The organism is Paraburkholderia sp. SIMBA_027 (assembly GCF_046535315.1).
Lineage (GTDB): Bacteria > Pseudomonadota > Gammaproteobacteria > Burkholderiales > Burkholderiaceae > Paraburkholderia > Paraburkholderia tropica.
This window is the reverse complement of record NZ_JAWRWY010000004.1, coordinates 376132-399539: the sequence shown is the minus strand read 5'-3', so window position 1 is coordinate 399539 and position 23408 is coordinate 376132. Positions and strand designations below refer to the sequence as shown.

Genomic DNA, 23408 nt, shown 5'->3' with positions numbered 1-23408 from the left:
CGCCATCGAGGCAAGACGAATCGCATTCACCCGAATCGACGCGAATTTATCCGAAACCACGCGAACCCAGGAGCCCACCTTGAGTGCCACCGACGCGAACCACGCGCAGCAACCCGATTACTCGCAATGGCGCGATCTGGCCGCGCGCGTGACGCCGCGCGCCCAGGCGTTCATCGACGGCCGCTTCGTGCCCGCGCGCAGCGGCAAGACGTTCACGGCGACCAATCCGGCGACGGAAGCCGCGATCGCTGAGGTCGCCGCCTGCGATGCGCAAGACGTCGACCTCGCCGTGCGTGCCGCGCGCGCCGCCTTCGAAGCCGGGACGTGGTCGCGCTGCGCGCCCGGCGAGCGCAAGAAAGTGCTGCAGCGTCTCGGCGCACTGATCGCCGCGCATCGCGAGGAATTCGCGCTGCTCGATTCGCTGAACATGGGCAAGCGCGTCGCCGACGCGTGGCAGTTCGACGTGCCCGCATCGGCGGAATTGTTCGCGTGGTACGGCGAGGCGATCGACAAGCTCTACGGCGAAGTCGCGCCCACGGGACCGGGCAATCTCTCGTTCGTGACGCGCGAAGCGCTGGGCGTGGTGGGCGCGGTCGTGCCGTGGAATTTCCCGCTCGACATGGTCGCGTGGAAAGTCGCGCCTGCGCTCGCGGCGGGCAACAGCGTCGTGCTCAAACCGGCCGAGCAGTCGCCGCTTTCGGCGCTGCGTCTCGCGGAACTCGCGCGCGAAGCGGGCGTGCCCGACGGCGTGTTCAACGTGGTGCCGGGTTATGGCGAAACGGCGGGCGCGGCGCTCGGCCTGCACGCTGACGTGGACGTGCTCGCGTTCACCGGATCGACGGCGATCGGCAAGCGCTTCATGGAATACGCCGCGCGCTCGAACATGAAGCAGGTGTGGCTCGAATGCGGCGGCAAGAGTCCGAACCTCGTGTTCGACGATGCCGACGATCTCGATCTGGCCGCGCAAAAAGCCTGCTTCGGCATCTTCTTCAACCAGGGCGAAGTGTGCTCGGCGAACTCGCGTCTGCTCGTGCAGCGCTCGATTTACGACACCTTCGTCGAAAAGCTCGCCGAACACGCGCGCGGCTGGTATCCGGGCGATCCGCTCGATCCCGCGAGCGGCATGGGCGCGATGGTCGATGTCACGCAGCACGCGCGCGTGATGGCGTTTATCGAACGCAGCCGCCGCAGCGCGTCGCTCGTCAGCGGCGGTCAAGCGGCGCGCGTGAACGGCAAAGGCTGGTTCATCGAGCCGACGATTTTCGCGGGCGTGCGTCCCGATGCGGAACTCGCGCGCGACGAAGTATTCGGCCCCGTGCTGGCGGTGATGCCGTTCGACACCGAAGACGAAGCCGTTCGCATCGCCAACGATTCGATCTATGGACTCGCGGCTTCGGTCTGGAGCGGCAGCCTCAAGCGCGCGCATCGCGTGGCAGCGAATCTGCGTGCGGGCACGGTCTCGGTGAACACGGTGGACGCGCTGAGTATGCAGACGCCGTTCGGCGGCTTCCGCCAATCGGGCTTTGGCCGTGATCTGTCGCTGCACGCGCTCGACAAATTCACGGGTCTGAAAACGACCTGGATTCAATACTGAGCGCCTTGAATCAGCGTTCCACAGTGTGCTTCAGAAGCACGGGGATACGAATATGCCGACTGCAACACAAGTGCTCGATTTCGATTATGTGATTGTCGGGGCGGGTTCGGCGGGCTGTGTGATGGCGAACCGCCTGAGCGCGGATCCGGCTGTGCGCGTCTGTCTCGTCGAAGGCGGCGGCGATGATCGCTCGGCGCGCATTCAGGTGCCGGCCGGCACGATCACGCTCTACAAAAGCCCTAAATACAGCTACAACTTCGAGTCGGCGCCGCAGACGCGCCTGAACGGCCGGCGGCTGCATTGTCCGCGCGGCAAGATGCTGGGCGGCTCCAGTTCGATGAACAGCATGATCTATATTCGCGGCATGCCCGCGGATTACGATCGCTGGGCCGAACTGGGCTGCGAGGGCTGGTCGTACGCGGACGTGCTGCCGTTCTTCCGCCGCTCCGAGCGCAATCTGCTCGGTCACGACACGCGCGTGCACGGCGAATCGGGCGAATTGTGCGTGGATCAGCCGCGCGACCCGAATCCGCTTTCGCATAGTTTCATCGACGCGGCGAAACGCATCGGTCTGCCGCACAACACCGACTTCAATAGCGGCGACGCCTTCGGCGCGGGCATTTACGACGTCACGCAGAAAGACGCGCATCGGCTTTCGAGTTATCGCGCATTCGTGCATCCGGTGTTGTCGCGGCCGAATCTCACCTTGTTTACGGACACGCGCGCACTGTCGCTCGATATCGCGGATCAAACGGCGAGCGGTGTGTTTGTCGAGCGCGAAGGTCAGGTCGTGCTGTTGCGCGCGCATCGCGAGGTGGTGCTCAGTGCGGGCGCGATCGGCTCGCCGCATCTGCTGATGGTGTCCGGTATCGGCGACGAAGCCCAATTGCGCGCGGCGGGGATCGCGCTGCGTCATCACTTGCCAGGCGTCGGGCGCAATTTGCAGGATCATCTGGACGGTCTCGTCACGGTCCGTTCTTCGAGCGCGCAAACGCTGGGCTTTTCGCTGCGTTCCTTGCCGAGCGTGCTCGGTGCACCCGGCGCGTACTGGCTGAAAAAGAAAGGCTGGCTGACGACGAACTACGTGGAAGCGGGCGGATTCGCGCGCACGCGTTACGCGGGCGACGGCGACCCCGACGTGCAGTTTCATTTCGTGCCCGGCTATCGCAGCCATCGCGGCCGCCTGTTCGAATTCGGTCACGGTTATGCGATTCACACCTGCGTGCTGCGGCCCAAAAGCATCGGCCGCATTCTGCTCACCGACGACGGCCAGCGTGCGCCGCTCATCGACTACAACTTTCTCGAACGCGAAGAAGATGCACGCGTGCTGATCGAAGGCATCAAGCTCGCGCGCGCGATTCTCGCCGGGCCGGAATTCGAAGCGATTCGCGGCAAGGAGATGCTGCCAGGCGCGCAGGTGCAATCGGACGACGCGCTGTTCGATTACGTGCGCGCCTACGCGGCAACCGTGTTCCATCCGTCCGGCACCTGCAAGATGGGCGTGGACGACGCCAGCGTGGTGGACCCGCGTTTGCGCGTGCGCGGCCTACGCGGATTGCGCGTGGCCGACGCTTCGATCATGCCTTTGCTCGTAAGCGGAAACACCAACGCGCCCTCAATCATGATCGGCGAAAAAGCGGCGCAGATGATGCTCGAAGACGCCGCGCAAACGCATTCGAATCGCGCAACGAAGCACGAAACGAATCGCGCAACACTGGCAGCCTGAAAGCGTAGCGAAGGCCGTGCTTCCTTGCCGCTCATGGCATAAGAAAAAACTATGCAATGAATATGAAAACGATGTTTCGCAAATAATTCGAGCGAAGGTAAATTCGATTTCAGGCGATGCGCTAACACCTTTTCGCATCGATTTTCGCCGACCCCATTCAGTCATCACGCACACGCAAGCAGAGGCAACCATGAGCCACAAACGCATCCGCAAATTCAATACTCGCGAAACCTATCCCGAGCAGAAACTCGATAACGATCTGTGCCAGGCCGTGGTCGCCAACGACACGGTGTACGTGCGCGGCCAGATCGGTCAGGACCTCGACACGCGCGAATCGGTCGGTATCGGCGACGTGACGGCGCAGGCCGAAAAGGCGATGTCGAACATCGCGATGCTGCTGGAAGAATCGGGCAGCCGTCTTGAAGACATCTGCAAGATCACGATTTTCCTCGTGGACGTGCGCTATCGCGAAGCGGTCTACAACGTGGTCGGCAAATGGCTCAAGGGCGTGTTTCCGGTTTCGACGGGCCTCGTGGTGTCCGCGCTCGCGCGTCCCGAATGGCTGGTGGAAATCGACGTGATCGCCGTGATTCCGCGCGATCGCCAGCAATAAGACGGGGCATCCGCCTCAGCCACAAGCCGCCATGCGCGGCGCGCAACAACGCATGCGCCGCGCCGCTTCACAAGGAGACGCCATGTCCCACACACGACTCGATTCGACACTGTCGCTGCTGCAAACGCTGGTCGAATTCGACACGCGCAGCGCGCGCTCGAATCTGGAATTGATCACGTTCGTGCGCGAGTATCTCGCGGGCTTCGGCGTCGAGGCTTCGTTGAATTACAACGCGAGCGGCGACAAGGCGAATCTCTACGCGACGATTGGGCCGCGCGATCGCGCGGGACTGTGTCTGTCCGGTCACACGGACGTCGTGCCGGCAGACGGCCAACCGTGGACCGTGCCGCCGTTCGCGCTCACGCGCGAAAACGCTCGCGTGCTCGGTCGCGGCACCGCCGACATGAAGGGATTTCTCGCCTGCGTGCTCGCGAGCGTGCCGTACTTCGTCGAACATTGCCGCACGCTGCCGATCCATCTCGCGTTCAGCTACGACGAGGAAGTGGGGTGCCGTGGCGTGCGCGGCTTGCTCGACGAACTGGCGCGCGCGCCGTTCAAACCGCTCGCGTGCATCATCGGCGAGCCGACCAGTATGCAGGTGGCGATCGCGCATAAGGGCAAGCGCGCGTATCGCTGCTGTTTCAAGGGCCTCGCGGGCCATTCGGCGCTCACACATCTCGGCGTGAACGCGGTGGATTTCGCGGCGGAATTCGCGGTGCATCTGCGCCGCGCGAGCCGCGCGCTGCGCGAATCGGGCCAGCACGATGCGCGTTTCGAGCCGCCTTATACGACCGTGCACACGGGCAAACTCAATGGCGGCATTGCACTGAATGTGATTCCCGATCGCGCGGAACTCGAATTCGAAGTGCGCAATCTGCCGGGCGATTCGATCGATGCGATCGTGCAGGCGGCGCGCCGTTTCGCCGAAGACGAACTCGAAGGCGAGATGCAGGCAACGCACGCGGACACCGGCATCGAATGGCAGGAACTCGTCGATTACCCGGCGCTCGCTGCCGATCCCGACGCGAACTGGCTGCGCGAAATGGCCTGTGAACTCACGGGCGACGAAACGCTGCGCACGCTGTCGTTCGGCACCGAAGGCGGTCTGTTTCAGCGCATCGGCATTCCGACCGTGGTGTGCGGGCCGGGTTCGATCGAGCAAGGTCACAAGGCGGATGAATACGTGGAAATCGCACAGCTCGAACGCTGCCTTGGCTTCCTCGAAAGGCTAGCGATGAATCTGCCCACGCGCGTGCCCGGTTACGCGAACGCATAACGCGATAAACGCCGCACGCACAACACACACGCTTTTTCACAACAGACGGACGCCGCGAATCGCGAGCGCCCACGCACGATACGCGCGCACGCGCGCGGGATGGGAGAGTTGTCATGTCAGCAGAGCGCGGGACCGTCCCGCTTATCGAAAAGCACACGATCGGCTATGTGCCGCCCGAGGACCGCCACGGCAAGGTGCGCGATCTGTTCACGCTGTGGTTCGGCGGCAATATCGCGCCGCTGCCCATCGTCACGGGCGCGTTGGGCGTGCAGATCTATCACCTCAATCTGTTCTGGGGCATCGTCGCCATCGTGATCGGCCAGGCGGTGGGCGGCGTGCTGATGGCGCTGCATTCCGCGCAAGGTCCGCAGATGGGCATTCCGCAAATGATTCAGAGCCGCGCCCAGTTCGGTTCGTGGGGCGCGCTGCTCGTGACCGTGATCGCGGGCGTCATGTACGTGGGCTTCTTCGCCTCGAACATCGTGCTCGCGGGCAAGTCGCTGCACGGTATCGCGCCGACCGTGCCGGTGCCGGTCGGCATCGTGATCGGCGCGGTGGGCTCGGGTTGTATCGGCATCATCGGATATCGCTTCATACACGTGCTCAATCGCATCGGCACGTGGGTGCTCGGCATCGGCATCGTGGTGGGTTTCTGGATGATCCTCTCGCACGTGCAGAGCGCAGACTTTCTCACGCGCGGCGGCTTCAATCTCGCGGGCTGGCTCGCAACGGTGTCGCTTTCGGCGTTGTGGCAAATCGCGTTCGCGCCGTACGTTTCCGACTATTCGCGCTATCTGCCCGAGGACGTGGGCGTGGCGTCGACATTCTGGGCCACGTATCTGGGTTGCGCGCTCGGTTCGACGCTCGCATTCGTGTTCGGCGCGGTCGCGGCGCTCGCCGTGCCGCCAGGCGTGGACACGATGGACGCCGTGAAGCAGGCCACCGGCGTGCTCGGCCCCGTGATGCTCGTGCTGTTCCTGCTGAGCGTGATCAGTCACAACGCGCTCAATCTCTACGGCGCGGTGCTCTCGGTGATCACCTCGCTGCAAACCTTCGCGTATCGCTGGATTCCCACCTCGAAAGCGCGCGCCGTGCTCTCCGTCGTGATTCTCGTGGCGTGCTGCTTCGCGGCGATTGGCGCGTCGAGCGATTTCGTCGGTCACTTCGTCGACCTGGTGCTCGCGCTGCTCGTGGTGCTGGTGCCGTGGACGGCCATCAACCTGATCGACTTCTATGTGATTCACGCAGGCCGTTACGACATCGATTCGATCTTTCGCGTGGATGGCGGCATTTACGGCCGCTTCAATCCGCAGGCGCTGATTGCGTACGCGGTGGGCATTGCGGTGCAGATTCCGTTCATGAATACGCCGATGTACGCGGGCCCGGTGGCGGCGCATATCGACGGTGCGGATCTGTCCTGGCTCGTCGGCCTCGTGGTGACGTCGCCGCTCTATTACTGGCTGGCTTCGCGCGACAGCGCGTACCGGCGTCGCCAGCACGCAGGCGTGCCGGTGTGAATGCAAACTTTTCGCAGAAGGAAACCGCAATGACTCTCGAAACGACAACCATCGATACGCTCGTGGTGGGCGCGGGCCAGGCCGGCGTGGCCATGAGCGAACATCTCGGCAAGCTCGGCGTGCCGCATCTCGTGCTGGAGCGCGACCGCATTGCCGAACGCTGGCGCACAGGCCGCTGGGACTCGCTGGTCGCGAACGGTCCCGTCTGGCACGACCGTTTTCCGGGCATGGCCTTCGACGATCTCGATCCCGATGCCTTCGCTTCGAAAGAACGCGTCGCCGACTATTTCGTCGATTACGCGAAGCAGATCAACGCGCCCATTCGCACCGGCGTGGAAGTGAAGAGCGTCGAGCGCAAAAGCGGCGAGGCGGGTTTCGTCATCGAAACGAGCGAAGGCACGATCGAAGCGCGCCGCGTGGTGGTGGCGACGGGACCGTTTCAGCGTCCGGTGATTCCGCCGATCGCGCCGCAAACAGAAGGGCTCCATCAAATCCATTCCGCCGATTACAAGAACCCGCAGCAGCTTCCCGCAGGCGCGGTGCTGGTGGTGGGCGCGGGCTCGTCGGGCGTGCAGATTGCCGACGAACTACAGCGCTCGGGCCGCCAGGTGTATCTCTCGGTGGGCGCACACGATCGTCCGCCGCGTGCGTACCGGAATCGCGATTTCTGCTGGTGGCTGGGCGTGCTGGGCGAGTGGGACGCGGAGGTCGCGCGCCCCGGCCGCGAACACGTGACGATCGCGGTGAGCGGCGCGCGCGGCGGCCAGACGGTGGACTTCCGTCTGCTCGCGCAACAGGGCGTGACGCTGGTCGGTCTGACGAAGGCCTTCGATAACGGCGTGGCGACGTTCCAGGCGGATCTCGTGGAAAACATCGCGCGCGGCGACGAAAACTATCTCTCGCTGCTCGATGCCGCCGATGCGTATATCGAACGCAACGGGCTCGATCTGCCGGAAGAGCCGGAAGCGCGCCGCGTGTATCCGGACCCGGTGTGCATGACGCAACCGATTCTCGAACTCGATCTTGCGCAGGCAGGCGTCACGTCGATTATCTGGGCAACGGGCTATGCGGTCGATTACAACTGGCTGCACGTGAATGCGTTCGACGAGAAAGGCAAGCCGAAGCATCAGCGCGGCGTGTCGAGCGAGCCGGGCATTTATTTCCTGGGTTTGCCGTGGCTGTCGCGACGTGGATCGAGTTTTATCTGGGGCGTGTGGCACGACGCGAAACACGTCGCGGATCACATCGTCACGCAGCGCAAGTATCTGGCGTATCAGGACGCCACGCAGCGCGAAGCGCAAGTTCTGCGCGATGAAGCGACGCAACGCGAAGCGCGCGCGCTCAGCGGCGTGGGCGTGAATTGATGAAGTGATTTGTCAATGCGCCGGTGTTCGCACTCAATTGATAACGCGAACACCGGCGCGTTGTATCGCGCATTCAATGCCCGCGCTGTAATTGACCCCAGCTGACCAGAATCGCCTGAATGCTGCGCGCGTAGGCATCGCGTTCGTGCGGCGATTCCGAGTGATAGGCGCCAATCGCGCGCCACGTATTGCCGTATCGCACCATCTTCTGTTTGAGCAGCCACGCGGCCACGAAGATATTCACGCACGGATCGATGAGCGCGCGATGCGGAATGCCCTGACGCGCCAGTTCCGAAAAATGTATGGAATTGATCTGCAATTGGCCGACGTCGATCGAGCCATTGGTGTTGTGATTGATGGCGGCGGCGTCGCCTTTCGATTCGCGCCATGCAACGGCGCGCAGCACCAGCGGATTGACGCCTTGATAGGCGCCGGCCTTTTCGAAACATTCATCGGCGGTTTCGGCCGCGCGCGCGACGCCCGGATTGCCGAGCGCGGTGCACAGCGCGAATGCGCACGCCAGCACGCATCGCACGCGACTGACCAATGAAGCGGGTGGCGTCTGCATTGTTTGTTCTCCGCTGACGCGCTTAATGCGCAAGGGCGACATCGAGTTGCCGCTCGACATCCTTCAAATACGCGCGCGATGCGTCCGAGACCACCAGCCGCGGCGGGGGCATCGTGCAATGACAATCGCGCACGCGCGATGCTTTTTTCTTGCGCGCGCTGTGCGTCGGCGCGGGCGAATCGTCGTCGTCATTGCTCGAAGGCGGCAGCATCGCGAGTGACGGCAACGGCGGATAAACGGCGGACGGCGAGGCCGAAGGCGCAGCCGATGCGAGCACGGTGGCGCCAGCCGATTCGGCACACGCCTCGGAGGCGAAGTGCGCGCAGAGCGCGAGCATGGCCGCCGCGAAAATCGTCGTACGCATGCGTTCAGCTCCCCGTCTTCGGCGGCTCGATCGCCACGCTGTACGTCTGGTTCGCGCCCGCGGTGAGATTCTCCAGCACCGGCTTTTGCGCCTGGCGTGCAGGCACGCCCTTCCAGATCGCTTCGTTGATATAGCGGAGATCCTGACCGAGCGCGGTCACGCGAATCACCGTGGGTTGCTTCTGCGCGGCGGCGAGTGCGCCCGCTTTCGCGAGCACGGCGCTCAATTGCGGATCGCGCGCGCCGAGTGCATCGGCGGGAATGTCAAAGCGCAGGACCGAAGCCGACGCCGGCGCGTTGCCGCTTTGAGCGGTATTGCCCTGGGGCAGTTGTGCGCAGCCAGTCACGGCAAGTACGGCGAGAAGGAAAGCGAAGCGCAACACGTCCAGCTCCAAAGTTTCGTGGCTATGTGCGCGTTGTCGGCCAATGGCGGACCGACTTGAGAGTCGGGCGGCAAACGTTTGGCAAAAAGAAAGAGTTCGCTCGCGAAAGGCGGCTTGCCGGAATGCGGCTGCGAAGTCGTGCGCGTTCGCGCACGGAATTGCTTCGGCGATTTCGCGCGTTTACATCTGAAGAATAGGGTAATTCGCGCGATTCGTATGATGGATGCGTTTAAATGAAAATGCCCGCGCGCCGTGTTCCGGCGCGCGGGCGTTCGCGTGATTACATCACCTCACATCATCCAAAGTGAACGACGGTGCGGATCGACTTGCCTTCGTGCATCAGATCGAAAGCCTCGTTGATGCCCGCGAGATCCTTCGTATGCGTGACAAACGGCGCGAGCTGGATCTTGCCTGCCATCGCGTCCTGCACCATGCCAGGCAGTTCCGAGCGGCCCTTCACGCCGCCGAACGCGGTGCCGAGCCAGCGGCGGCCCGTGACGAGCTGGAACGGACGCGTGGAGATTTCCTGACCCGCGCCCGCCACGCCGATGACCACCGACTGACCCCAGCCGCGATGCGCGCACTCGAGCGCCGCGCGCATGACGTTGACGTTGCCGATGCACTCGAAGCTGTGGTCCACGCCCCAGCCCGTCATCTCGACGATCACTTGCTGGATGGGCTTTTCATGATCCTTGGGATTCACGCAGTCGGTTGCGCCGAACGCCTTCGCGAGCTCGAACTTGCCCGGATTCGTGTCGATGGCGATGATGCGGCCCGCCTTCGCGAGCTTCGCGCCTTGAATGACCGCGAGGCCGATGCCGCCGAGACCGAACACGGCGACCGTATCGCCTTCCTGCACCTTGGCCGTGTTCTTCACCGCGCCGAGGCCGGTGGTCACGCCGCAACCGAGCAGGCAGACCTGTTCCGGATTGGCTTGCGGATCGATCTTCGCGAGCGAGACTTCGGCCACGACCGTGTATTCGCTGAACGTCGAGCAGCCCATGTAGTGATAGACCGGCTGGCCGTTGTAACTGAAGCGCGTGGTGCCGTCGGGCATCACGCCCTTGCCCTGGGTGGCGCGCACGGCCACGCACAAATTGGTCTTGCCGCTCTTGCAGAACAGACATTCGCCGCATTCGGCCGTGTAAAGCGGAATGACGTGATCGCCGGGCTTCACGCTCGTCACGCCTTCGCCCACTTCCACGACGATGCCCGCGCCTTCATGGCCCAGCACGGCGGGGAACAGGCCTTCCGGATCGTCGCCGGACAACGTGAAGGCGTCGGTGTGGCAGACGCCCGTGTGGGTGATCTTCACCAGCACTTCGCCCTTGCGAGGCGGTTCGACGTCGATCTCGACGATTTCCAGGGGCTTGCCCGGGCCGAATGCAACAGCAGCACGTGATTTCATAGCAATCTCGGTATCGGTTAGGAAAGGAGTCGACCAGTCGACCTTGGGGCCGCGCGGGCGGCCGGATGTTGAAACGGATTGAACGCAGCGCTATTGCGAGTGTTTAGCGCAAATACGAACGCACGAGAGAAACCACCTCTTCGATGGGTTTGTCGGGCGTGCCGTTCGCTGCCGCGAGATGGGAAAACTCCTCGCGCAGATGACTCTCCAGTACCCCGGCCATCAGCCCGTTGATCGCGCCGCGCACCGCCGCGATCTGCTGCAGGACCGGACCGCAATCCGCGCCTTCCTCGAGGGCGCGCTCGAGCGCGTCGATCTGCCCGCGCACGCGGCGTACGCGGGCGAGAACGCGCTTCTTCTCTTCGGGGCTATGGGGCATAACGAGTCCAGGTGGGATACTGCACGGGAGTATCCTAGCATACTCGGTGGGAGTATGTTGGAAAAACCCGTGCTTTAGCTGCCGACGCCTCGGCGCTAAGCCAAGCATAGTCAATGCGCATGGAGAACGCTTATTCGACACGTCTGCTTACATTTAAAGCGCCGGACTGCGCGTCGATTATTCATACAAAGCGTGACCGGAAATCGACATAACAGTAAGATTACGCATTCAAGAAATAACGAATAACAGAGGCGAAGATGGGGGTGGGGAATATAAGCAGTCTGATAAGCGGGGCCGCATTGCTGCAGGACGGCCGCCTGCTCAAACTCGATACACCGCTCGGCGATAATGTATTGCTGCCGCAGCGTGCCATCGGCCATACCCGTATTGGCCGCGATTACGGCTTTACGATTGACGCCGTCGCTACGGACGAAAACGTCGATCTGAGCAAGCTGATCGCGCAGCCCGTCACGCTATGGCTGCAGCAGGCCGACCAGACGTATCTGCCGTACCACGGCTACGTCCACACGGCCCGCCGGCTGGGCGCGGACGGCAGTTTGACGAGCTATCAGCTGGAATTCGCCTCGTGGCAGCACTTCCTCAAATTCCGCTCGGACGCCCGCATCTGGCAGGACAAAACCGCCGACGCCATTCTCACCGACGTCTTCAATGCGCATCCGCAGGCGCAGGGCGCATTCCGCTTTGTTATTCAAAATGCATTGCCTTCGCGTTCGTTTTGCGTGCAATACGAGAGTGACTGGAATTTCTGCCAGCGGATTATGGAATCCGAAGGCCTATTCAGCTATTTCGAACAAGCCACTGATGGGAAATCGCACGCGGTCGTAATTACCGACAATATCGGCGCATTGCCCGCTTTAAATCCACAATCGGTTAATTTTTACCGATCGGGCGTGAATAGCGAAACCAATGCGCTGGTGCAATGGAGCGGTACGCGCAGATTGCAAAGCGTGACGCTGGCCACGCGCACATTCGACTACAAGTCGCCTTCTACATCGGTGAATCCCAAAGGCACGTCGGTGCCGACGCTGGCCACGCAGGGCAATCTGCCCCAACAGGCCGAAGTCTACGAATACACGGGCGCGTACACCTACGGCGAGCAGTCGCGCGGCGACACGCTCAGCGAAATCCGCATGCAGGAGTGGGAGTCGCGCGCGAAGCGCTTCGAAGGCGCGGGCGCCGTGCGCAATCTCGACGCCGGGCGCTGGTTCGAACTCGACGGCCATCCGGTGCACGACGCGGACAGCCAGCAGGATCGCCAGTTTGCGGTGATCGACGCGCGCTGGTTCATCGAAAACAATCTGCCCGCAACGACCACGCCGACGCAATCGTTTCCGCACAGCCTGCAAGGCGAACTGGCGGCGATCAAGAGCGCAAATCAGGGCGACAGCGACGCGCTGGTGGTGAAAGCCTCGGACGGCAGCGAAGGCTTTCTTTTGGTGAAGATCGAAGCGCAGCGCAAGGCCGTGCCGTATCGCAGTCCGCTTGAACATCACAAGCCGGCAATGCGCATGCAGACGGCTATCGTGGTCGGCCCGTCGAACGAAGAGGTGCATACCGATTCGCTCAATCGCATCAAGGTGCATTTCCATTGGGACCGCCTCAATGCGGGCGATGAAAACGCGTCGTGCTGGATACGCGTGGCGATGTCCGATTCGGGCAGCAGTTATGGCGGCGTGCATGTGCCACGTGTGGGCGAGGAAGTGATCGTGAACTGGCTCGACGGCGATTGCGATCGACCGTTGGTGACGGCGCGCGTCTATAACGGCGCGACCACGCCAAACTGGCACTCGAACGGCATTCTCTCGGGCTACAAGTCGAAGGAATACGGTGGCAGCGGCTATAACCAGCTCGTGATGGATGACGCCACCGGCCAGAATCGCGCGCAACTGTACAGCACAAGCGCGAATTCGCAACTGCATCTGGGTTATCTGGTCGCGCAAAACGCGAATTCGCGCGGCGCGTATCTGGGCAGCGGCTTCGATCTGAAGTCGGATGCGTTCGGTGCGATCAACGCGGGCCAGGGCCTGTATGTGAGCACGTACGCGAAAAGCACGACGAGTCAGCAACTCGATGTTGCCGAAGCGCACTCGCAATTGACGAACGCGCAGGAGACGATCGACGCGCTTTCGCAGGCGAGCGAATCGCACCAGGCCGAGACCTTGCAGGACGGCACGAATGCGCTCAAGACCTTTGCGAGCGCCACGCAATCGACGAAACAAGGTGCGAGTGCGAGCGGCGGCAATACGGCTGGCGGCGGCACCGGTAGCGCGAACGCATTCACCGATCCGGTGATGCTGATGGCGAGCCCTTCGGGGATTGCGCTGTCTACGCAGCAGTCCGCGCATGTGACCGCCGCACAGCAAATATCGGTTATTAGCGGACAGAGCGTGCAAATCGCGAGCGGTAAATCGCTGATTGGCGGCGCGGTGGAAAAGATCAGTCTCTTCGCGCAGCGCTCCGGCATCAAACTGTTCGCGGGTAAAGGCAAAGTCGAAGTGCAGGCGCAATCGGATAACGTCGAACTCGTTTCGCAGAAGGCCACACGTCTGATTTCGGCGACTGAAAACGTCGAGATCGCGGCGAAGAAAGAAATCGTGTTGACGTCCGGCGGCGCGTATATCCGCATCAAGGACGGCAACATTGAAATTCACGCGCCCGGCGCGATCGACGTGAAAGGCACGCAACATAGTTTCGCCGGCCCGGCGCAGCAGAATTATCCGCTGCCGGTATTCGCTCAGGCCGAAACACAAGGACCGGTCGCCTTCAATATGGTGCTCGCGGATATGCCGGGACCGAACGGCCATCCGTACATCAATATGCCGTGGCGCATCGTCTCCGCGCGGAGCGCGAACGACGCGCACATGTCGTCCGATTTCATACTCAGCGGCAAAAGCGATTCGACGGGCAAAGTCGCGTTGTCCGCCGCCGATCAGAAGACGCTGCACGACGCCTGGAACGCCACGCCCGGACAGATCTGGCTCGCCTACGGTGGACAGGTGCATTCGCTCGCATTGAGCCGCCAGACCGTGGACTGGACGGAGAGCGACCGCTTCTACGAAGCACTCGACGCAATGGGCTATAGCCAGCGCATGTACGTCACGGAACAGGGCGATGTCGATCAGGGCTTTGCGAAACTCGCGCGCCAGGAATGGCAGACCGAAAGCGATGGCACGTTGTTGGACAAGTTGAAAGGAGAGGCTTGATGGAGGCCACATCGCTCGAGGGAAGCACGGGGTTGCTTTTCGACGCGTCGCCGATTAAAACGCTGCGCCAGATTATCGATGAAGCCGGGAACGCGTTGACGTCCAACGCAGCGGACAACCGTTGGGTACTCTCCGACCAGTCGTTCTCCTGGCCGCGCACGGGCAACACCGTCACGCCGTTTACGACCGGCAAGAGCTACTTCAAGAAACTGGCGGAGGAGCTCGAAGGCGCGCAGAAGTCGATTTATATCGGCGGCTGGCAGGTGAACTGGGACGCGCAATTCGCTCCTGGCGGCCTGCGCCTTTTCGACGTGTTGCTGAAAGCCGCGCGCGCCAATGCCGGGCTGAAAATCTACGTGATGCCGTGGAAGCATTCGCCGCCGATCCAGACGTACGACAAGCAGACCGTGCCGGTGCTCGAGGCGATCAACGAACTGGTTGGGCGCAAATGCGTGACGGTCACGCTCGCTGCCTCGTTAGCCGATGAGGATCCGGGTTTCTTCAGCCATCACCAGAAGTTCGTGGTGATTGACGAGCACAAGGCGTTTATCGGCGGCATGGATGTGTGTTACGGCCGTTTCGATGACGAAACTTACGATCTGCACGCGGATGCGGAAGGACGCGAGGGCCTGAATCGCTACAACGGCTGCATACCGCATTTGGGACATGTGAAGCCGGAGAAGCTTGTCGATCCGGATTTGCTCACCGGCGCCTATGACAATCACCCGACGTTTGGCGGACTCTGGACGTCGAATCGCACCGAGATTCTGAAGAAAATCGAAAATGGCGCGGTGCAGACGGACTATAGCGGCGAGACGCCCTACTGGTCGGCGATGTCGCGTCCCACCGGTCTTTCCCCCAGCGACGCCACGCTCGACGCCACGCGGCAGCCGCGCATGCCGTGGCAGGACGTGCACGTGCTCATTGAAGGACCGTCCGCTGCGGATATTGCGCGCAATTTCGTCTATCGCTGGAACAGCGAGGGCGGAGAAAAGACGCCGCTCGATTTGCCCGCGGAGCCTGAGGCCGTCTCGGGCGGCTGCACGGTGCAGGTGCTGCGCAGTGCGCCGTTCAAGATGCGCAAGGCTGAGTATGCGGCCTTGAAGGACGATGCGAAGAAAGACGTTACGCAGCCGACTGGAAAACAGTGCGAAATCGCGCTGGCCATGAAGAACCTCATCGAAGGTGCAACGTCGTTTATTTATATCGAGAATCAGTTTTTTGTTTCTGCGTTTGGGGTGGAGCATACCGACCCGAGCAAGACTGCGGCGGATTTGAAGTCGACGGATCCTTTGTCCGGTCCGGCCGCCAAGGTCAAAGCAAGTGGTTTCCAGGAATGGGCAACGCATCTTGTCTCGGACAAACCCAACGAAGCGCCGAAGAATTTCATCTGCGAGGCGCTGGGGCAGAGGATCGGCAAGGCGATCATGTCGGGCGCGAAGGAGAATTTCCACGTCATCATTACGCTGCCGGTTCACCCGGAAGGGAAACTGAGCGACGGCAATATCATGGCGCAGGTCCACTGGACCATGCAGACGCTGGTGTTCGGCCCGTTCAGCCTGCTGAATCGCGTGCGGCGCTATATCAAAGCCAGGGAGTTGCGCGACAAGAAGGTCGCCGACTGGAAGAAGGTGACGACGGATGCGAACGATCGTCGGTACGAAGACGTGGATATGGAGCGGTGCAATGACTATGTCACGCTGCTCAATTTGCGCAATTGGGCAAAGTTGGGTGATCGCTATGTGACGGAGCAGATCTACATCCACACCAAGATGATGATCGTCGATGACCTGTTTGCGCTTTTGGGTAGCGCGAATATCAATGACCGCAGTATGCTGGGATCGCGCGATTCGGAAATCGCCGTGCTCATCTCGGATTCGGCGAAAGAAAAGCACGATATCAGTGGGAATGGGGACGTCCGGATCACCCGCAATTTCGCGCGCGAATTGCGCAAAGGCGTGTGGAGCAAGATATTCGGTCTCACGGGGAAAGTGAGGCCGGCTGAAGCGCTGAGGAGCGCGGTGGATCAGCCCGCGAATCCGGAGAACTGGAAGAAGATTCAGCAGGTGGCGGACGCGAACCGGCTGATTTACGAGGCGGCGTTTGATTTTATTCCGCGGAATACGGTTGGGGTCAGTGTGTCGAATCAGCAAGTTCAATACGCGTCGATTTGGCCAACTTGGGACCCGGAATCAAAGTCGACGAATGGCAGGATGCCATTTGATGATGAGTTTTGGTCAAAAGTCAGACAATCCGATGGTACAAGCAAGCTTGATGAGGTGACTGGATTTATCGTGGCGTTGCCTATTTATTGGACTCAAGGTGAGAACAATAACCTTGGTTATGCTATTTCGCTTGTTGCTGAAAATAGCTTGCCTCCAAAATCGCATGAACTCAATGCAGATGCCCAAACAGAGCTGACGCAAGTGACCGGCCACGATAGTGAATCGATTGGATGACCAAACTATGGCAATGAAGTTCGGAACAATGCATCGATACCTGGCTATGATTTTCGCCGTGGTGTCGTCTGTGCCAACACTGGCGGCACAACAGGAAGAATGTGTCGGCCGTTATCGCCTGACGCTGCCTTCGGATGCCCAAGTGGCAATGACCACCGAAAAAGCCTTCAATGGTCGACAAAGCTCGCCTATTCGCTTCTCGGACGATTTGACCGCATCACTTTCATCATTTTTATACAACGGCACGTTTTTAATCAGCAGGAGCGTTTCTCAGGGCGAGTTTGACGCCCTTGTTACGCAAGCCAGGAGCAATGCTGCCGCGAGCGCGCAGAGCCCCTACGCAGACCAGCGGTTTAGCGTTGTGAAGGTAAGCGGTAAGCAGAGTTTGATTTGGAAAGCGGCCACGACGTCTGGCTTCTTCACTTATATCGACGGAACGGCAATTTCGTTTTTGGCAAGGTCTGGTTCTGAGCAACGCGCCGTCGATGTGCTCGATCATCTCAAGGTGAGGGCTGACGGTGAGGTGCCCACGATGCCTGGAGTGTGTTTGCCAGGCGTGTTCATATCGAGCAGCCAGCCTGACTATTCACGTGAAGTTGGGGTGACATTTAGACTGAAAGATCATCCGGATGTGTTGATCTACTTCCGTGACGCAAAAGCTTTGACGGGGCAGCCGAAATTAACCTCACGCCAGAAGAACGAATTTGTCTGGACCAGCGAGTTTGGCGTGGGCAAGGCGGTCAAACTACACGGCGCGTTTCCGTGGCGCACTGTCAAGCTCGATGGTCGCGAAGGCGTGGGCTCGTTCGCCACCATCACGCGTAGAGACGACTCGACAGACTACGGTTATCTCGTGACCGTGCAAGGCGATCCCGATGCTGCGACCGATACGCCCGACCTGCTGCTCTATGTCGAGCGTAACGACGCCGCCTCCCAAGGCAAAACCCCTGTTACTGCCGGCGAACTCGAAAAGATTGGCGAAGAAGTAGCCGCTTCGATCAGGCGTCGGTAACGCGATCTGCCTGCAATGAGGCCACGACACACGACTACCCGTCATTCACCCGCACCTGATAAACCACCCCCGGGGAGGTCCCAAACCGCTCCTTCAGTGGTTTGCTGGCCTGCTCGCAAACAAAGTCAACGAATGGCGCAATGCCATTCGATGACGAGTTTTGGTCTAAACCCCGTCAAAACGAAGACGCCGACAAACTCAAAAATCTGACTGGATTTACTGTGTCATTGCCAATCTATTCTGATGCAGACGACAAGTTCGCGAAGTGGGTCGATCGGGTGAAGAATATTCTGGTGAAGAACTTCAGGATGATGTGTCGATGTGCGGTTTTATTTATGGTCGCCCTGCAATTTTCGCAAGCGCAGGGCGCACAGCAGCAAGAGTGTGTAGGGCGTTATAGTTTGACTTTGCCCTCCGAAGCCGACGTTGCCATGACCACCAGGACAGCATTCATCGGCCAACAGATTTCGCCTACACGGTTCGGGGATGACAAGACTGCACGGCTGTCGTCCTTTATATACAACGGCACCTTTTCGATCAGTAGGAGCGTGTCTCGAAGCGAATTCGACCTATTTATCAAGGAGGCGAAAGCAAACGCGGCGGCAAGCGCCACCAAGCCTTACGCCAGCCAGAGGTTTAGTATCGTCGATAGAAGCGACCCAAATAGTCTGGTGTGGAAGGGGCCAAAGACGTCTGGTTTCTATACGTATATTGACGGGACGGCAATCGAATTTGTAGGAATGTCGTCTTCCGGGCAAAGCGCTGTCGAAACACTTGAGCACAGCAAGGCGCGCGCCGATGGCGAAGTGCCTCACGTTCCGGGAGTATGCTTGCCCGGTATCTTTGTGATGAGCGATCAACCCGATTATGTGCGCGATGTTGGCGTGACATTTCGCCTGAAGTCGCATCCTGATGTGTTGATCTTCGTTCGAGACTCGAAAGCCCTCCCGAATCAACCTAAGCTCACATCGCGTCAACAGAGTGAGTTGCTTTGGACGGGCGGCTTGGGCGTTGGCAAAAAAGTGAAACTACATGGCGTATTACCGTGGAGTGGCGTCAAGCTCGATGGACGAGAAGGCGTGGGTTCGTTTGGCACGATAACGAGAATTGACGATTCGATGGACTACGGCTATCTCGTTGCTGTACAGGGCGATCCCGATGCAACTACCGACACCCCCGACCTCGTGCTGTACGTCGAGCGCAACGCCTCCGCATCTCAGGGAAAACCGCCTGTCAGCGCCAACGAGATCGAAAAGATTGGCGAAGAAGTAGCCGCTTCGATCAGGCGTCGATGAGCATGCCGGCCCCTTTCTCACTTGCGAGCGCGGCAAGCACCACGACAGCAAAGTTCGGCGCGATGCGAGGATTATCAATCTTGCTTCTCTTCATGCTGAAGACAGCGCACGCGCTAGCCGTGCCGCAAGAAGAATGTGTAGGCCGGTATCGTCTGGAGTTACCCTCGGAGGCCGAGGCAGCGATGACCCCGGCAAAAGCATTCATCAGCGGGCAGGACGCGCCGATTCGGTTCTCGGATAATTTGATCGCACCACTGTCCTCGTTTGCGTATGACGGAGCGTTCAAGATCAGTAAAGACGTTTCGCAGAGTGATTTTGACGCGAAGCTAAAGCGCGCCAAAGAGAAGGTGCTGGCGAGTGAAAAGGATCCTGCTGCGGCTCAGCATTTCACCTTATTGCCTGTGAGCGATGAGCGAAGCATCGCATGGAGTAGCGAAAAGGGTGCAGGTTTCTATACCTACAAGAATGGAACCGCCGTTTCTTTCACGACCGATTCGATGTCGCCACAGCGAGCGCTCGATATTCTGGCAAATGTCAGCACGCGTAAAGATGGACAAATGCCTGCTTCACCCGGTGTATGCATGCCGGGCTTATTTGTCGCTAGCAGTCAACCTGACGACGTGCGCAACATAGGCGTCACCTTCAGATTGAAGGCACATCCGGACGTGCTGATTTTCTTCCACGATTTAAAGGTGCTGAAGGACCAGCCCAAGCTGACCTCACGCCAGAAAAACGAGTTTGTCTGGACCAGCGAGTTCGGCGTGGGTAAGGCCGTCAAATTGCACGGCGTGTTCCCGTGGCAAACCGTCAAGCTCGACGGCCGCGAAGGGGTAGGCACGTTCGCTACAATCACGCGCCGGAATGACGCGACAGACTACGGCTATCTCGTGACAGTGCAGGGCGATCTTAATGCTCCAACCGACACACCCGACTTACTCTTGTATGTCGAACGCAACGCCGCTGCGTCCCAAGGCAAAACCCCCGTCACCGCCGATGAGTTAGAGAAAATAGGCGAGGAAGTGGCGGCTTCGATAAGGCGTCGATGAACGTGCCGAACCCTTTCTCGTCACTTGCGAGCGCGACAAGCAAGACAACATCAAAGCCGGGATTGCCGTCTCGATCAGTGGCGTTGCTGGTCTTCATACTGAAGACAACACACGCGCTCGCCGCACCGCAAGAGGAGTGCGTAGGGCGATATCGTTTGACTTTGCCCTCAGGGGCCGAAGTCGCCATGACCACGGCGAAGGCATTTACCGATGGCCAGGTGGCACCTATCAGGTTCGCCGACGGAACGAGTGCACCTCTTTCTTCGTCCGCCTACGACGGCACATTTAAAATCACCGCAGGCCTTCCACCGAGCGACTTTGACGCGCGAGTGAAACGGGCCAAAGATCAGGTCGCAGCGAGCGCAAAGGAGCCTTACGCAGATCAGCGATTCATCGTGCTTCCAGTAAATGACGCCAGGAGCTTTGCGTGGCGAAGCACAAAGGCGGTGGGTTTCTATACCTATAAGGATGGGACGGCAGTCTCATTTCTCACGAGGTCCGTCTCCGAACAACGTGCACTTGAAGTTTTAGCGAACGTTAACACGCGAGCCGAGGGCGAGGTGCCTGCGAGGCCCGGCGTGTGTTTGCCGGGACTCTTCATCTCCAGTGACCAACCTGACGATGTGCGCAACATCGGCGTGACATTTCGGCTCAAGGAGCATCCTGATGTGCTGGTCTTCTTCCACGACTTGAAAGTGCTGAAAGATCAACCGAAGCTGACCTCCCGACAAAAGAACGAATTCGTTTGGACCAGCGAGTTCGGTGTGGGTAAAGCCGTGAAATTGCACGGCGCATTCCCGTGGAAAACCGCCAAACTTGATGGCCGTGAGGGCGTAGGTTCATTTGGCACGATCACACGCAATGACGATTCGACGGACTACGGTTATCTCGTGACCGTGCAGGGCGATCTAGACGCTGCGACCGATACGCCCGACCTGCTACTGTATGTCGAGCGAAATGCTTCTGCATCGCAAGGAAAATCCCCCGTCGCCGCCGAGGAGCTGGAAAGAATCGGCAAAGAAATCGCGGCTTCCATCAAACGACGATGACTTCATTAAGGAACCTCTCTTTCGGCAGTGGTGCGAGACATATAAAGGCAGCAAGGCCATCGAAGATATTTCGATCAACGGCGTTGCTTTTATTCACGCTGTGGGTATCGCACTCGTTCGCTGCTCCGCAAGAGGAGTGCGTAGGGCGATATCGCTTGACCCTTCCCAGCGAAGCAGATGTGGCGCTCACGACAGCCAAGGCTTTTCGCGAACCTCAGGAATCGAATATCCGTTTTCCCGACGGGCTTTTTGCGCCGCTTTCATCGTTTATCTACAACGGGACCTTCTACATCACGGAAGCCATCACGCATGACGGCTACGATGCGCTCGTCGATACGATGAAGAATCGCGTTGCGGCAAGTCAGAACAAACAGTTTCAGGATCAGCGACTCTCGGTTTTGCCGGTGCGGGATACGAGTTCGTTTGCCTGGTCGGGCCGTGGCGGAGCGGCTTTCTATGCGTTCAAGAACGGTAGAACCATCACGTTCCTCACAAAATCGCAAGACGTGCAGGAGGCGAGTGGCGACGCGCTTGACGTATTGGAACATCTGGAACCACGCAGCACGGGAGATATCCCCGTTGAGCCGGGCGTTTGTCTGCCCGGCTTGTTCGTCAAAACGAGTCAGGTGGACAAGAGCCGCATCGTTGGCTCAACGTACCGGCTGCAAAGCCACCTGGATGTGTTGATCTTCTTCCGTGATTCCAAAGCATTGAAGGATCAGCCGAAGCTAACTGCACGTCAGGAGAGTGAGTTCGTCTGGACCAACGAGTTCGGCGTGGGCAAGGCCGTCAAACTTCGCGGTGCGAGCCCGTGGCGCACAGTAAAACTCGACGGCAGGGAAGGCGTGGGATCCTTCGGTGCAATCACAAGGAACGACGATTCGACCGACTACGGTTATCTCGTGACGGTGCAAGGCAATCCCGATGCGTCGACTGACACGCCCGACTTATTGCTGTATGTCGAACGCAATGCCTCCGCAGCAGAGGGCAAAGCCCCCGTCACCGCCGACGAGCTGGAAAAAATCGGCGCAGAAATAGCGGCTTCCATCAAACGGCGATGACTTCACTAACGCTTCTCTCTTCAGGCAGTGGTGCGAGACATGTGACGGCAGCAAGGCCGTCGAAGACGCGTCGAGCGGCAGCTCTGCTTCTCTGCATGCTATGGGCAACGCACTCGTTCGCTGCTCCGCAAGAGGAGTGCGTAGGGCGATATCGTTTGACCTTGCCATCCGAGGCCGACGTCGCAATGAGCAGTGCGAAGTCGCTCACCGGACCCGATGACGAGCCGATTCGTTTCCCGGACAATCTGAATTCGCCACTATCTATCTTTGCCTTTGATGGTGCGTTCAAAATCAGTAGAAGCCTTTCTCCTGGTGCGGCGGATGCGCTGATGCAACACGCCAAAGATGCTGTTGTGAGGAGCGCCGGAAAGCCGTACGAGTATCAGCGATTCAAACTCCTCTCTGTCGAAGACGCCAATAGCGTCGCGTGGAAGAGCCCGGACAAGTCTGGGTTCTATACTTTCAAAGATGGGACGACTGTCTCGTTCATAGCGGACCTGATTCCTGAGCAGAAAACACTGGAAATACTCGGCAGTCTCCGGGTGCGAGGCGATGGCGAAGTGCCTTCAATGCCCGGCGTGTGCCTCCCGGGCCTGTTCATTGAACGTGACGGCCCTGACGCGTTACGCAATGTCGGCGTGACATTTCGGCTCAGAGAGCATCCCGATGTACTCATTTTCTTTCACGACTTGAAGGTCTTGAAGGACCAGCCACGGCTAACTTCGCGCCAGAAGAACGAGTTCGTCTGGACCAGCGAGTTCGGCGTGGGCAAGACCGTAAAATTGCACGGTGTATTTCCGTGGCGCACCGTCAAGCTCGATGGCCGCGAAGGTGTGGGTTCGTTCGCCACCATCACGCGCAGAGACAATTCGACGGACTACGGTTATCTCGTGACCGCGCAGGGCGATCTGGACGCTGCCGCCGATACGCCCGACTTGCTACTGTATGTCGAGCGAAATGCTTCTGCATCGCAAGGAAAATCCCCCGTCACAGCCGACGAGCTCGAAAAAATCGGCGAAGAAATAGCGGCTTCTATCAAACGGCGATGACTTCACTAACGCTTCTCTCTTT

General features: G+C 59.9%; 19 protein-coding genes. 14 read left to right on the top strand and 5 right to left on the bottom strand.

The window, feature by feature from the left end:
- Positions 1-79 precede the first annotated feature (79 nt).
- The 6 genes from SB764_RS09820 to SB764_RS09795 all read left to right on the top strand — a co-directional run bounded on the left by SB764_RS09820 (position 80) and on the right by SB764_RS09795 (position 8090).
- Entirely contained in the window at positions 80-1594 is a 1515-nt protein-coding gene (locus SB764_RS09820) for an aldehyde dehydrogenase (protein WP_410863410.1), read from the top strand.
- A 52-nt stretch (positions 1595-1646) separates the two neighbouring features.
- The gene (locus SB764_RS09815) at positions 1647-3320 is read left to right on the top strand and encodes a GMC family oxidoreductase (protein WP_410863408.1); all 1674 of its coding nucleotides are present in this window, start codon (positions 1647-1649) and stop codon (positions 3318-3320) included.
- Between the two features lie 190 nt (positions 3321-3510).
- Complete coding sequence (locus SB764_RS09810) at positions 3511-3933, top strand: RidA family protein (RefSeq protein WP_065058639.1); 423 nt, start codon at positions 3511-3513, stop codon at positions 3931-3933.
- An 82-nt stretch (positions 3934-4015) separates the two neighbouring features.
- Entirely contained in the window at positions 4016-5209 is a 1194-nt protein-coding gene (argE, locus tag SB764_RS09805) for an acetylornithine deacetylase (protein WP_410863406.1), read from the top strand.
- 113 nt (positions 5210-5322) lie between these two features.
- Positions 5323-6726 (top strand): purine-cytosine permease family protein, encoded by a 1404-nt coding sequence (locus SB764_RS09800; RefSeq protein ID WP_074986956.1) that lies wholly within the window; start codon positions 5323-5325, stop codon positions 6724-6726.
- A gap of 29 nt (positions 6727-6755) precedes the next feature.
- On the top strand, positions 6756-8090 hold the full coding sequence (locus SB764_RS09795) for an NAD(P)/FAD-dependent oxidoreductase (RefSeq protein ID WP_321944317.1): 1335 nt from the start codon (positions 6756-6758) through the stop codon (positions 8088-8090).
- A gap of 73 nt (positions 8091-8163) precedes the next feature.
- Here SB764_RS09795 and SB764_RS09790 read toward each other — a convergent pair whose 3' ends face one another.
- From SB764_RS09790 to frmR, 5 genes are all read right to left on the bottom strand, one after another.
- Positions 8164-8658 carry a lytic transglycosylase domain-containing protein gene (locus SB764_RS09790; protein WP_082991777.1) on the bottom strand — a complete coding sequence of 165 codons (495 nt, stop codon included), beginning with the start codon at positions 8656-8658 and terminating at the stop codon, positions 8164-8166.
- 22 nt (positions 8659-8680) lie between these two features.
- Positions 8681-9022, bottom strand: coding sequence for a hypothetical protein (locus SB764_RS09785; RefSeq protein ID WP_410863404.1), 342 nt, complete (start codon positions 9020-9022; stop codon positions 8681-8683).
- A gap of 4 nt (positions 9023-9026) precedes the next feature.
- Positions 9027-9404, bottom strand: coding sequence for a hypothetical protein (locus SB764_RS09780; RefSeq protein WP_065058858.1), 378 nt, complete (start codon positions 9402-9404; stop codon positions 9027-9029).
- A gap of 295 nt (positions 9405-9699) precedes the next feature.
- Positions 9700-10812, bottom strand: a complete 1113-nt coding sequence (locus SB764_RS09775; protein WP_065058647.1) for an S-(hydroxymethyl)glutathione dehydrogenase/class III alcohol dehydrogenase — start codon at positions 10810-10812, stop codon at positions 9700-9702.
- A 103-nt stretch (positions 10813-10915) separates the two neighbouring features.
- Positions 10916-11191, bottom strand: coding sequence for a formaldehyde-responsive transcriptional repressor FrmR (gene frmR / locus SB764_RS09770; protein WP_065058649.1), 276 nt, complete (start codon positions 11189-11191; stop codon positions 10916-10918).
- A 257-nt stretch (positions 11192-11448) separates the two neighbouring features.
- Between frmR and SB764_RS09765 the strand changes: the two genes are divergently transcribed.
- The 8 genes from SB764_RS09765 (at position 11449) to SB764_RS09730 (ending at position 23386) form a co-directional block, all read left to right on the top strand.
- Positions 11449-14415, top strand: coding sequence for a type VI secretion system Vgr family protein (locus SB764_RS09765; RefSeq protein ID WP_410863401.1), 2967 nt, complete (start codon positions 11449-11451; stop codon positions 14413-14415).
- Entirely contained in the window at positions 14415-16874 is a 2460-nt protein-coding gene (locus SB764_RS09760; protein WP_410863399.1) for a phospholipase D-like domain-containing protein, read from the top strand. Before SB764_RS09765 ends, SB764_RS09760 begins: the two co-directional genes overlap by 1 nt.
- Before the next feature lie 7 nt (positions 16875-16881).
- Complete coding sequence (locus tag SB764_RS09755) at positions 16882-17886, top strand: T6SS immunity protein Tli4 family protein (RefSeq protein WP_110328795.1); 1005 nt, start codon at positions 16882-16884, stop codon at positions 17884-17886.
- A gap of 140 nt (positions 17887-18026) precedes the next feature.
- Positions 18027-19181, top strand: a complete 1155-nt coding sequence (locus tag SB764_RS09750) for a T6SS immunity protein Tli4 family protein (protein WP_176081770.1) — start codon at positions 18027-18029, stop codon at positions 19179-19181.
- A gap of 2 nt (positions 19182-19183) precedes the next feature.
- Positions 19184-20227: a T6SS immunity protein Tli4 family protein gene (locus tag SB764_RS09745; protein WP_410863397.1), complete on the top strand. Its 1044-nt coding sequence runs from the start codon at positions 19184-19186 to the stop codon at positions 20225-20227.
- 185 nt (positions 20228-20412) lie between these two features.
- Positions 20413-21276, top strand: coding sequence for a T6SS immunity protein Tli4 family protein (locus SB764_RS09740; protein ID WP_321893772.1), 864 nt, complete (start codon positions 20413-20415; stop codon positions 21274-21276).
- Between the two features lie 155 nt (positions 21277-21431).
- Positions 21432-22337: a T6SS immunity protein Tli4 family protein gene (locus SB764_RS09735; RefSeq protein ID WP_146230066.1), complete on the top strand. Its 906-nt coding sequence runs from the start codon at positions 21432-21434 to the stop codon at positions 22335-22337.
- Positions 22338-22522: 185 nt separating this feature from the next.
- Positions 22523-23386 (top strand): T6SS immunity protein Tli4 family protein, encoded by an 864-nt coding sequence (locus tag SB764_RS09730; protein WP_110328791.1) that lies wholly within the window; start codon positions 22523-22525, stop codon positions 23384-23386.
- Positions 23387-23408 lie beyond the last annotated feature (22 nt).

Bases quoted from the DNA above. Each gene is read 5' to 3' on its own strand.
- SB764_RS09740 (WP_321893772.1), top strand. From the start codon at position 20,413: ATGACCACGGCGAAGGCATTTACCGATGGCCAGGTGGCACCTATCAGG.
- SB764_RS09785 (WP_410863404.1), bottom strand. From the start codon at position 9,022: ATGCGTACGACGATTTTCGCGGCGGCCATGCTCGCGCTCTGCGCGCAC.
- SB764_RS09745 (WP_410863397.1), top strand. From the start codon at position 19,184: ATGCCGGCCCCTTTCTCACTTGCGAGCGCGGCAAGCACCACGACAGCA.
- SB764_RS09800 (WP_074986956.1), top strand. From the start codon at position 5,323: ATGTCAGCAGAGCGCGGGACCGTCCCGCTTATCGAAAAGCACACGATC.
- SB764_RS09755 (WP_110328795.1), top strand. From the start codon at position 16,882: ATGGCAATGAAGTTCGGAACAATGCATCGATACCTGGCTATGATTTTC.
- SB764_RS09810 (WP_065058639.1), top strand. From the start codon at position 3,511: ATGAGCCACAAACGCATCCGCAAATTCAATACTCGCGAAACCTATCCC.
- SB764_RS09795 (WP_321944317.1), top strand. From the start codon at position 6,756: ATGACTCTCGAAACGACAACCATCGATACGCTCGTGGTGGGCGCGGGC.
- SB764_RS09750 (WP_176081770.1), top strand. From the start codon at position 18,027: ATGCCATTCGATGACGAGTTTTGGTCTAAACCCCGTCAAAACGAAGAC.
- SB764_RS09730 (WP_110328791.1), top strand. From the start codon at position 22,523: ATGAGCAGTGCGAAGTCGCTCACCGGACCCGATGACGAGCCGATTCGT.
- frmR (WP_065058649.1), bottom strand. From the start codon at position 11,191: ATGCCCCATAGCCCCGAAGAGAAGAAGCGCGTTCTCGCCCGCGTACGC.
- SB764_RS09815 (WP_410863408.1), top strand. From the start codon at position 1,647: ATGCCGACTGCAACACAAGTGCTCGATTTCGATTATGTGATTGTCGGG.
- SB764_RS09775 (WP_065058647.1), bottom strand. From the start codon at position 10,812: ATGAAATCACGTGCTGCTGTTGCATTCGGCCCGGGCAAGCCCCTGGAA.
- SB764_RS09790 (WP_082991777.1), bottom strand. From the start codon at position 8,658: ATGCAGACGCCACCCGCTTCATTGGTCAGTCGCGTGCGATGCGTGCTG.
- argE (WP_410863406.1), top strand. From the start codon at position 4,016: ATGTCCCACACACGACTCGATTCGACACTGTCGCTGCTGCAAACGCTG.
- SB764_RS09765 (WP_410863401.1), top strand. From the start codon at position 11,449: ATGGGGGTGGGGAATATAAGCAGTCTGATAAGCGGGGCCGCATTGCTG.
- SB764_RS09760 (WP_410863399.1), top strand. From the start codon at position 14,415: ATGGAGGCCACATCGCTCGAGGGAAGCACGGGGTTGCTTTTCGACGCG.